At 63.2% G+C, this 10,676-nt stretch carries 9 protein-coding genes and 1 pseudogene; 1 reads left to right on the top strand and 9 read right to left on the bottom strand.

What is annotated here, in order from left to right; genetic code table 11:
* Positions 1-719: pseudogene (locus tag EN884_RS11820) on the bottom strand (NADH:flavin oxidoreductase); the annotation flags it as partial.
* A gap of 276 nt (positions 720-995) precedes the next feature.
* On the opposite strand from EN884_RS11820, the gene argE reads away from it, so the two are divergent.
* Positions 996-2,156 (top strand): acetylornithine deacetylase, encoded by a 1,161-nt coding sequence (gene argE / locus EN884_RS11825; RefSeq protein WP_063168702.1) that lies wholly within the window; start codon positions 996-998, stop codon positions 2,154-2,156.
* 7 nt (positions 2,157-2,163) lie between these two features.
* Here the strand turns inward: argE and EN884_RS11830 are convergent, their stop codons facing one another.
* The 8 genes from EN884_RS11830 to EN884_RS11865 form a co-directional block, all read right to left on the bottom strand.
* Positions 2,164-3,120, bottom strand: coding sequence for a LysR family transcriptional regulator (locus tag EN884_RS11830; protein ID WP_063168703.1), 957 nt, complete (start codon positions 3,118-3,120; stop codon positions 2,164-2,166).
* Positions 3,121-3,271: 151 nt separating this feature from the next.
* A complete protein-coding gene (locus EN884_RS11835) occupies positions 3,272-4,762 on the bottom strand; it encodes an aldehyde dehydrogenase (protein WP_024503970.1) in 1,491 nt (496 codons plus the stop codon).
* A gap of 21 nt (positions 4,763-4,783) precedes the next feature.
* Positions 4,784-5,458, bottom strand: coding sequence for a DUF1028 domain-containing protein (locus EN884_RS11840; RefSeq protein WP_013530450.1), 675 nt, complete (start codon positions 5,456-5,458; stop codon positions 4,784-4,786).
* 5 nt (positions 5,459-5,463) lie between these two features.
* On the bottom strand, positions 5,464-5,880 hold the full coding sequence (locus EN884_RS11845) for a RidA family protein (protein ID WP_063168704.1): 417 nt from the start codon (positions 5,878-5,880) through the stop codon (positions 5,464-5,466).
* Between the two features lie 56 nt (positions 5,881-5,936).
* Positions 5,937-7,211: an NAD(P)/FAD-dependent oxidoreductase gene (locus EN884_RS11850; protein WP_063168705.1), complete on the bottom strand. Its 1,275-nt coding sequence runs from the start codon at positions 7,209-7,211 to the stop codon at positions 5,937-5,939.
* A gap of 153 nt (positions 7,212-7,364) precedes the next feature.
* Positions 7,365-8,969 carry a GMC family oxidoreductase N-terminal domain-containing protein gene (locus EN884_RS11855; protein WP_063168706.1) on the bottom strand — a complete coding sequence of 535 codons (1,605 nt, stop codon included), beginning with the start codon at positions 8,967-8,969 and terminating at the stop codon, positions 7,365-7,367.
* Between the two features lie 95 nt (positions 8,970-9,064).
* On the bottom strand, positions 9,065-9,868 hold the full coding sequence (locus tag EN884_RS11860) for an ABC transporter ATP-binding protein (RefSeq protein ID WP_013530446.1): 804 nt from the start codon (positions 9,866-9,868) through the stop codon (positions 9,065-9,067).
* Between the two features lie 13 nt (positions 9,869-9,881).
* Positions 9,882-10,676, bottom strand: a 795-nt coding sequence (locus tag EN884_RS11865) for an ABC transporter permease (RefSeq protein ID WP_245491925.1), incomplete at its 5' end; no start/stop codon positions are given.

Raw genomic sequence — 10,676 nt, forward strand, 5'->3', positions numbered from 1 at the left:
GAATTGGCGAAGCCGAGCTCACCGATCATCTCGTCCAGCGACAGCCGCAGCGTCAGGCCGCACGTGTCGCCGATAGCGTCCCTGCCCTCTTCGATCAGCTCACGCATCAGCCGCGAGCGGTTCTCCAGCGAGCCGCCATATTCGTCGCTGCGCTGGTTGGTGGCCGTGGACAGGAAGTGCTGGATGATGCCGAAGCCATGCGCGCCGTAGAGGCACACCAAATCGAAGCCCGCGAGCCTCGCCCGTTTGAAGGCATTGCGATGCCAGCGGCGCAGGTCGCGAATATCCTGCTTGTCCATGGCGCGCGCCTGCACCGGATCGTTGGTGAAGGTGCGGATCGGCAGGGCCGACGGCCCGCGCGGCACTTCCTTGGTGTAGAGGTTCGGCCCGTTGATGCCTGAGTAGGCCAGCTGGATGCCGGCCAGCGCGCCATGCTGGTGCATTGCCTTGGCCATCTTCGCCAGCGCCGGAATATCGGCATCGTCCCACAGCCTGAGCTCGATGAAGGGCGTGATCTCCGATGTGTGGTGCATCTCGGTTTGCTCGGTGAAGATGACGCCCCAGCCGCCTTCCGACTTGGTGCGGCGCATCTCGGCCGCGGCCGAAGGGTCGCGATAGCCGCCGCCATTGCAATGCGGCACCTGATAGAAGCGGTTCTTGGCGGTCACCGGACCGATCTTCACGGGCTCAAACAGAATATCATAACGCGGATCGCGCATGGAACGTGCCTTCCTGCCAGCGTCGCCCTGCAGCACGCCCGATCATGGTTTCGAGGCGTGACGCAAGCCGGCCAGCCCAGTGGGTTGATGCCGTGAGACCATTCATAAGTTGCGGCAAGCGCCGGAAAACAACAGATTTCTTCTGTGCCGGTTAGGCCGCGCCTAATCGCACACATCCGGATTAGCATCCGCTGAATCCCGACTGAGCCAAATGCGACTTCAAGGCCCCGGCCACGCGATGCTAGAAGTACCGACGGCCAATGAGACACAAGACGCATGGACAGCATCCAGATCCTCGAAAAGCTGCTCGCATTCCCGACGGTGAGCCGCGACTCGAACCTCGCCCTCGTCAACTACGTGGCGGACCTGCTAGACGCACACGGCACTGCCAGCCAGATCATCCACAGCGAGGACGGCCACAAGGCCAACCTCTTTGCCACCATCGGACCGACTGATGCTTCCGGCATCATGCTGTCCGGTCACACCGACGTCGTTCCCGTCGACGGCCAGGCCTGGACGCTGCCGCCCTTCGAGATGACGAACCGTGACGGCAAGCTTTACGGACGCGGCGCGGCCGACATGAAGGGTTTTGTGGCCTGCGCGCTCGCCGCGTGCCTCAAGGCCGCGAAAATGACGCTGAAGACGCCTCTGCACCTGGCACTCTCCTACGACGAGGAGATCGGCTGCATCGGTGTGCGCAGCCTGGTCGACATGCTGCAAGCGGCCCCGCATCGGCCGCTGCTATGCATTGTCGGCGAGCCGACCGATATGCAGGTGGCGACGGGGCACAAGGGCAAGCTTGCCGCACGCGCGCTTTGCAAGGGGCGCGAAGGCCATTCGGCGCTGGCCCCGCTGGCGCTCAACGCCATCCATCTCGGCTGCGACTTCGTCGCCGCCTTGCGCCGCGAACAGGACCGGCTGGTGCGCGATGGCGCCCGCGACGGCGACTACGACATCTCATACACGACCGTCCATGTCGGCAAGATCAACGCAGGCGTGGCGCTGAACATCGTGCCGAACCTTTGCCAGGTCGACTTCGAGATCCGCAATGTCGCAGCCGACGACCCGCACGAGATTCTCGACCGCCTGCGCAAGGAGGCTGCTCATATTGCTTCCGAAGCCTCGACCATCGCGCCCGAGGCAGCAATCGACATCGACATCACCAACACCTATCCCGGCCTGGACACGCCAGCCAGTTCGCAAGCCGTCGCCTTCGTCAAATCGCTGACCGGCGCCAACAATACCATCAAGATGGCCTTCGGCACGGAAGGCGGCCTGTTCAGCCGCGATCTCGGCACGCCGACGGTCGTGTGCGGACCGGGGTCGATGGCGCAAGGGCACAAGCCGGACGAATTCGTCAGCGTCGAGCAGATGCGCCGCTGCGACAACATGCTGGAAAAATTGCTGAAGCGGCTTGCCGACCAGCAACTGGCGTAAGCGGGCGCTACTTCTGCGGAAGCGCTGCCTGGCCGACGGCCCGCTCGGCGCCGAACACACCTTGCTCGACGACAAAATGCCGGCAGTGGTCGATGAACGCCTGGGCGGATTGCGTACGATGTTCGGAATTGGGCAAGGCGACGCCCATGGTCAGCGGCCGCAGGTCACCGTCCAACGGCACGAAGACGAGCGGCTTGCCGTCCGGCGCCAGCGTGTTGAGCGGCCGCATGTTGGCGATGCCGTAGCCGAAGCCGTTGGCCACCATGGAGCGCATGACCGCAATGTCGCCGGTGCGCTCGGCAATGTTGGGCCGGATCCCTCGCTGGTGGAATGCCGACAGGAAATATTCGCGGCTGTACGGCAGGTCGAGCAGCACCATCGGCTCGTCGGCCAGTTCCTCCGTCGTGATCGACGCCTTGGCCGCGAAACGATGGCCCGCCGGCAGCATGACATAGGCCGGCACCAACATCAGCGGCTCGAAGGTCATATCCTGCGACAGTTCGAGATCGTAGGTCAGGGCAAGGTCGATTTCACCGCGCTGCAGCATCTCAAGCAATTGCCCCTGATTGCGCTCGAACTGGCGCACGCGCACATCGGGATAAGCACGCTCGAACCGCATGCGCAGCGCCGGCAGCACGATCTGCGCAAAGGTCAGCAGGCATCCCACCGCCAGCGGGCCGCGCACCTTCTCGGCAAAATCGCCGGCGACGTCATGCAAGGCATCGGCATCATTGAGCAGCCGGGCGGCTTCCTTGAGGAAGATGCGGCCACCGGCGGTGAGCGAGAGGCCGTGCGAATGCTTGCGGACAAAAAGCTGGACGCCGAACTCGGTTTCCAACTGCGCGATCGAGGCCGAAATCGATGGCGGCGACACATTGACCTGCTCGGCCGCCTTGGCGATGGAGCCGGCTTCGCCCACGGCAACGAAATATTCCAGCTGTCTGAGCGTGAAGCGTAGCGGCATGGCTGGCTATGTTGCCGGTTTGAGGGCTTCGATCAAGCCTAATGCATGTCGCGCAAAAGTGGCCCCGGTTTTGCGCAAACGACATGCATGGAGCAAAGGCCTAAAGCGCATCACTTGAATCCGTTCGATCGCGATGCGCTCTAGGCGCCCATCAATATTTGATCCATGTCGTTTTGAGCGCGGTGTACTTGTCGAGCGCATGCAGCGACAGGTCGCGGCCGAAGCCGGATTGCTTGAAACCACCGAACGGCGTCATCGGGCTCAGAGCGTCGACCTTGTTGACGGAAACTGTGCCGGCCTGCAGCCGCCCGGCGATGCGGTGCGCGCGCGACAGGCTGTCGGTCCACAGCGATGCGGCGAGCCCGTAGGGGCTGTCATTAGCGATGCGGATCGCGTCGGCCTCGTCATCGAAGGCAATGACCGAAAGCACCGGCCCGAAGATCTCGTCGCGGGCAATCGGATCGGCAGGCGTGACATCGTCGAAAATGGTGGGCTGGACAAAGCTGCCGCGCCCATTGACCGTGACCATGTCGCCGCCCGCGACCAGGCGCGCGGTCTTTTTACCGGCCTCGACGAAGCGCATGACATTGGCGGCGTGGCGACTATCGACCATCGCGCCCATTTTCGAAATCGGATCGAGCGGATCGCCGGGCTGCGTGGCCGCCGCACGCTGCACCAGTTTCTCCACCAAGGCATCCTTGATGCCGCGCTGGACGAGCAGGCGTGAATTGGCGGAACAGACCTCGCCCTGGTTGAAGAAGATGCCGAAGGCCGCCATATCGGCCACCACATCGAGATCCCCGCAGTCGGCAAAGACGAGGTTGGGGCTCTTGCCGCCGGTCTCCAGCCAGACCTGCTTCATGTTCGACTGCCCGGAGTACTGCAGGAACATCTTGCCCACCGCGGTCGAACCGGTGAAGGCGAGGCAATCCACATCCATATGGCGGCCAAGCGCCTGGCCGGCGGTTTCGCCAAGGCCGGGCACAACATTGAGCACGCCGGCAGGCAGGCCCGCCTCCATCGCCAGCTCCGCCAGGAGCAGGGCCGACAGAGGCGACTGCTCGGCGGGTTTCAGCACCACCGAATTGCCCGCCGCCAGCGCCGGCGCGCACTTCCAGGTCGCCATGTCGAGCGGGAAGTTCCACGGCACCACCGCGCCGACCACGCCAAGCGGCTCGCGCCGCACCAGCACCAGATCGCCTTCGCCGGTCGGCGCCACCTCGCCATAGATCTTGTCGATGGCCTCGCCATACCATTGGAAGATCGCCGCCGAACCGGGGACGTCGACCGAGGCCGCATCCCTGACCAGTTTGCCCATGTCCAGCGATTCAAGCAGGGCCAGTTCATGCAGGTTGTCGCGCAGCAGCTGCGCCAGCCGCAGCAACACCTCCTTGCGGTGCGCCGGGCTGGTGCGCGACCAGACGCCGGCGTTGAAGCTGCGCCTAGCGGCGGCAACCGCCAGATCGATGTCTTCCTCGCCGCAGGACGCCACTTCGGCCAGCACCTCGCCCGTTGCCGGATTGACGCTGGCAAAGGTCCGGCCCGAACGCGCCGCGACCGTCTTGCCGTCGATGAACGCCTTGTCACGAAAACGGATCGCGGACGCCTTGCCGATCCAGTCCTTGTGGCTGAGTTCACTCATCGCAGGTGACCCCTGTCTTGACTATTCGTCGCCCGGCACGCCGTAGCTCGGCGCATCGGATGGGTTGATCGCGCGGGTCACATAGGCATCGAGCTGTGGCTTGTAGAGTTGCCACAGCGCCGCCAGTTGCTCGATAGGACAATCGTCGGTCCAGTCGCAGCGCAGGTCGGCGACCGGCCACGCCACCTCACGCACCAGCTTCATGCCGGCGGAATGGACAGGGCCAGCCTCGCCGCCGGCTGTCAGCGCCGCGCGCATAGTCGCGATGAGGCGGTCGCCGAGATGCCCCTCCGACGCCAGGAAGGCCTCGACCATCGCTTGCGGCACGCCATCATGGGCCAGCATGTTGCCGCCGCAGGCGACATTGTCAGCTCGCGCCTCCGCCCAGATGCCAAGAGCTTTGGGACCCGAATGGATCGCGGTCGCTCCAGCGGCGTCGACAGCCAGCACCTGCCGGTATTCGGGATAGGCACCGGTGCGCTTCAATATGGCAATCGCCTCCGCCGCGGACGCGCCGCGCGCCAGCAATTCGAGACCGCGCAGTCCAAGCGTAGGATCGGTGACGTTCTGGCTGGCAATGGCCCCGGCGCCCGCCTGCGCATAGGCGCAGCGCGCCGCAACAGCAGGCGACGAGGAGGACACCGCGACCCCGAACATGCCGGTGCGGCCGCACCGCGCGACAATGGAAAAGGTCATCGCAATCAGTCCGGAATGACGGCGGTGCCGTCGATCTCGACCAGCCAGTCCGGCCGCGCCAGGGCCTGCACGACAAGGCCGGTCGAGACGGGATGCACGCCTCTGATATACGCGCCCATGGTACGGTAGACCGCCTCACGATGGCGCACATCGGTGATGTAGACCACCACCTTGACCAGGTGCTCCATGGTGCCGCCGCACTCCTCGATCAGCTGGCGGATGTTCTGCATGACCTTGTGTGTCTGCTCGACCGGATCATGGCTGTCGATGTTCTTGGCCGTGTCGAGGTCCTGCGGACATTGGCCGCGCAGATAGACGGTCCTGCCGCCCCGCGTAACGACCGCCTGGCACAGATCATTGTCGAGCTTCTGCTCGGGATAAGTGTCCTTGGTGTTGAACTTTCGAATTCTTGTATGCGCCATCTTGGTCTCCGTCGGATCAGGCTCGAGGTCGGGGCATCCCGTTTGAGGTGCCGTGTCTATGCCACCTTGGTCTCGCGCTTCGCGGACGCATGGTAGGCTAGGTATTTGCGCTGCGTGGAAATATGGTCGGCCACATGCTGCGCGTCGTGCCAGACGCCCCAGATGAAGCTCGACCCCCTGCGCGATTGCCAAGGCAGTCCGAGGAAATAGATGCCGGGCTCGGTCGACACACCGCGCTGGTGCTTCGGCTTGCCCCTTTCGTCGAACACATCGACCTTCAGCCAGTTGTAGTCGACGGTGAATCCCGTCGCCCAGATGATCGAACCTATCCCGGCTTCCGACAGGTTCAGCTCGAGAATGGGATCGGTCATGCATCGCGGGTCCGGGCCGATCTTGCGGGCCTCGGGCTCTGGGGGAAGGTCGAGGCCGTTGCGGGCGACATAGGCATCTGCCTCGTCCAGAACCGACATGTAATTCGCATCGCCGCGCGCGATATTCTTGGCCAGATCGGGTGCGAAAATCATCACACCGTGCCTGTAGGATTCGGTCCGGCCAACCAGCGTCATCCCTTGCGCGGCAAGGCGCCGGAAGTCGATCGTCTGGCCGCCACGCGCGCCGCTGACCGCGATGGTGACATGTTCGGTGCCGGGCGCAGGCGCCTGCGCGTCCCACTTGCCCAAAACCCCCAGCCACCAGCAGAAGTCACGTTCGCGATAGGCCCGCGGCGGCCGATCGTGCGGCCCGACCGAGAGATAAACCCGCCGTCCCGCACGCTGGAGTTCGTCGGCGATCTGCACCCCCGAAGACCCGGAGCCGACCACCAGCACCGCGCCTGCGGGCAGTTGGCCGGGATTGCGATAGGCGCTGGAATGTATCTGCATAGGTCCGGCGTCCCCGGGAACGACGGCCGGGATGACCGGATGCTGGAAAGCGCCGGTGGCGGCAACCACGCTCCTGGCTTCGATCACGCCATCCGAGGTTTCGATCCGGAAGCCGGGACGGCCGACAAGCCTTTCCACTTTCCTGACCTCCACGCCGCAGCGGATGGGGGCAGCGATCATGTCGGCGTAAGCGACAAAATAGTCGGCGACCTTCTCCTTGCCGATAAAGGCATCCGGACCGGCATTGGGAAATTCCATGCCGGGAAAACGGTCATGCCAGGCGGGACCATTGGCAACCAGCGAGTCCCATCTCTCGCTACGCCAGCGTTCGGCGATGCGGTCCCGCTCCAGCACGAGATGGGGCACGCCGCACTTGCTCAGATGCTCGCTCATCGCCAGCCCCGCCTGGCCGCCGCCAACAACAAGCGTGTCTACTGTTTCGACTGGCATTCAGCGGCCCTTTCTGGCTCTCCCCGAGAGTTTCTGCGCATGCGGCGGAGGTCTGATCGTTGGTTTACTGGAGGGACCGGGCAGCGAAAATTACGATTTCATGTGGCAGTGGTTAGCTTGTTCCTAAATGCTGAATTGGCCGCGCGCAGACGGCTACGCCAGTATTGCCATAGCCGCCTTTTCGCCAATCATCATGGATGGCGCATTGGTGTTGCCACCGATCAATGTCGGCATGACGGAGGCATCAGCGACGCGCAGATTGTCGAAACCGCGCACCTTGAGACCGGCGGGATCAACCACCGCCATGGCGTCGTTGCCCATCCTGGCCGTGCCAACCGGATGATAGACGGTAAGAGCCTCGGCACGCAGATAGGCGAGAATCTCGTCATCGGTGTTCACGTTGGGCCCAGGCAGGATTTCCGGTCCGCGGATGCCGCCGAAAACCGGCGAAGCCAGGATCGAACGCGCGACCTTTATGCCCTCGACGAGGGTCAGGGCATCCTGTTCGTCACTGAAGAAGCGATGGTCTATGAGCATATTGCGGCGGGTGCCGTCGCGTTGAAGCGTGATTTCGCCGACGCTCCCGGGTCTCAACACACAGGTGTGCACGGCATAGCCGTGGCCATATTCGACGAGCCGACCGCGATGGCTGCGATAGCCCGGCACGAAGTGGAACTGAATGTCGGGTATGCTCCCGGCATACTTCGTCCTGGCAAAGCCGCCGGCTTCGACATAGTTGGTCGTCAGCATGCCTTTGCGCCGGGCGAAATACTGGAACGGCGCCGCCAGCATCGCCGGAAGATTGGCAAGTGAAAGGCCGAGCGTCTTGCGGCTGTTCGATCGCACCGTGATCATGCCATCGACATGGTCGCGCAAGTTCTTACCGACGCCTGGCAGGTTCGCGACCGGTTCAATCCCCGCTGCTTTCAGCTCCCCGGCCGGGCCGACGCCGGAAGCAAGCAGAATGCGCGGCGATCCGATCGCACCCGCGCTGAGGACGACCTCCGCTCGGCACCCCAACCGTTGGGTTGCGCCTTCCCTGATCACGTTGACGCCGGTGACGCGCTCGCGTTCAATCGCCAGATCAAGAACCTCGACGCCTGACAATATCCGTAGATTCGAGCGGCCGAGAATCGGCCGGACAAAGGCGCTGTAGGCCGAGAAGCGCTCGCCTCTGTTCTGGGTGACGTTGTAGATGCCGAGGCCGAGTTGGCCACCGGCATTGAAGTCGCGGTTCTCGGGCAGGCCTACGCCTCTGCCCGCCTCAACCCACAGGCTGGATACCACGTTGGGATCGCGCGGATTGTCGACCAGCAATTCGCCGTCGAATCCGTGATAGGCGGGGCTCTGCAACAGGCAGTTCCGCTCCAATTTCTTGAAGACGGGCAGGACATCGGCATAGGACCACCCGGCACAGCCAAGCGCTGCCCATTCATCGTAGTCCTGCGCGGCGCCACGAATATAGACCATCGAGTTGATCGAACTCGACCCGCCAAGAACCTTGCCCCGGTTGACCGGTATGCGGCGGTTGTTGAGCAGCGGCTGCGGCACGCCCTTGTAGCCGTAGTCGAAGTTCGGATTGCCGTAGAGCGAGAGAATGCCGGCCGGCACGCGCACCCTGGTGCGGTCGTCGCTGCCGCCCGCCTCGATCAGGCAGACACGAACTGCCGGGTCTGCGCTCAGCCTGTTTGCCAAGACACAGCCGGCCGAGCCCGCGCCAATGACGATATAGTCAAATTCCGCCGCCTCGATGCTCATGCCTTGCCCGTTTCATCATCCACACCGAAGACTGCCGATGTCTGTTTCATGCATGTCGTCTGCCCAAAACCGAGGTCACTTTTGAGCGACATGCATTAGTGCTCGTCGTCTTCGTCGTTCTTCAGGAGCTCGAGGATCTCCCGCTTCATGGCGATGAAGTTCGGCTCCATGACCAGATCCATGCTGCGTGGACGCGGGAGGCCTACGCGGATTTCCTTCTTGATCTGACCGGGCCGGCCGGACATGACGAGCACCCTGTCCGCCAGCAGGATCGCTTCGTCGATGTCATGGGTAACGAACAGGACCGTCTTCTTGGAATGATCCCAGATCCTCAGCAAAAGCTTCTGCATGCTGTGACGGGTTTGGCTGTCGAGCGCTCCAAAAGGCTCATCCATCAGCAGCACGTCCGGATCATTGGCGAGCGCGCGCGCAATCGCAACGCGCTGCTTCATGCCGCCCGACAGCTGAGACGGGTAATGGTTGGCGAACTTTGCCAGACCGACCTCGTGGAGAAAATGCTCGACAATGACCCTGCGCTCGGCCGGCGCAATGCCCTTCCGCTTCGGGCCATATTCGACGTTCTGCGCCACCGTAAGCCAGGGAAACAGCGTATATGCCTGAAACACCATGCCGCGATCCGGGCCCGGCTCGGTAACAGGCTTGCCGCCGACTACGATCATGCCGCCGGTCCGCTCCTCAAGACCGGCGACGAGATAAAGCAGGCTCGACTTGCCGCAGCCGGATGGGCCGACGATCACACAGAATTCGTTGGGCACGACGTGAAAGGAAATGCCATCCAGCGCCAGCACCGCATTGTCACCCTTGCCGTAGCGCAGGACCACATTGTCGATGCCTATGTCGGAACTCTTTGGTTTCGTCGTAAGATTCAGGGCGTCCATGTGTGCGTGTTCCTCAATTGGCCCAGGGAGCGACGAGGCGGCGGATGCCCCGGAACAATTGGTCGGTGCAAAGACCAAGGATGCCGATCATGGCGATGGCCATGAAGATCACGTCGACCTGAAAGCCGCGCATGGCTTTGAGCGAGATGTAGCCAAGTCCGCTGCGGGCGGCGACGAGTTCGGCCACGACGAGATAGGTCCAGGCCCAGCCCATGGTGACGCGCAGCACATCCAGCACGCTCGGAAGCGTGGCCGGAAAGACGATGTGGAAGACCGTGTCGCCTCGTTTCGTGCCGAGCGTATAGGCTGCGTTGACAAGGTCGCGCTGGACGCTGCGAGCGCTGTCGGCGATCATGACGAGCTGCTGGAAGAAGACGCCGAAGACGATGACGGCAACGCGCTGCTCGATGCCGATGCCGATCCACAGGATGAAAAGCGGCACGAAGGACGTCACCGGCAGATAGCGTATGAAATTGACCAACGGTTCGAGAACGGCCTGGACGATGCGATAGGTGCCCATCGTCAATCCAAGCGGCACCGCAACGATGCTCGAAAGGACGAAGCCGATCAACACCACCTGGACGCTGGCGAAAACATGCTCCCACAACGACCCGTCAAGCGCCATGCTGATGGTGGTGGACAACACGGATTCGGGGCGAGGCAGGAACATTTCCTTGACCGCTCCGGAATAGGTCAGCGCGAACCAGCCGCCGATGACGGCGATCCAGACCATGAAGCCGAGCGTAATGGAGAGAGAGCGCGGCACAGCCCGAAACGGTGTGGCGATGACTTTCAGGACGGATCGACC

The sequence above is a fragment of the Mesorhizobium sp. M7A.F.Ca.AU.001.01.1.1 genome (genome assembly GCF_004022735.1).
GTDB classification, from domain to species: domain Bacteria; phylum Pseudomonadota; class Alphaproteobacteria; order Rhizobiales; family Rhizobiaceae; genus Mesorhizobium; species Mesorhizobium ciceri.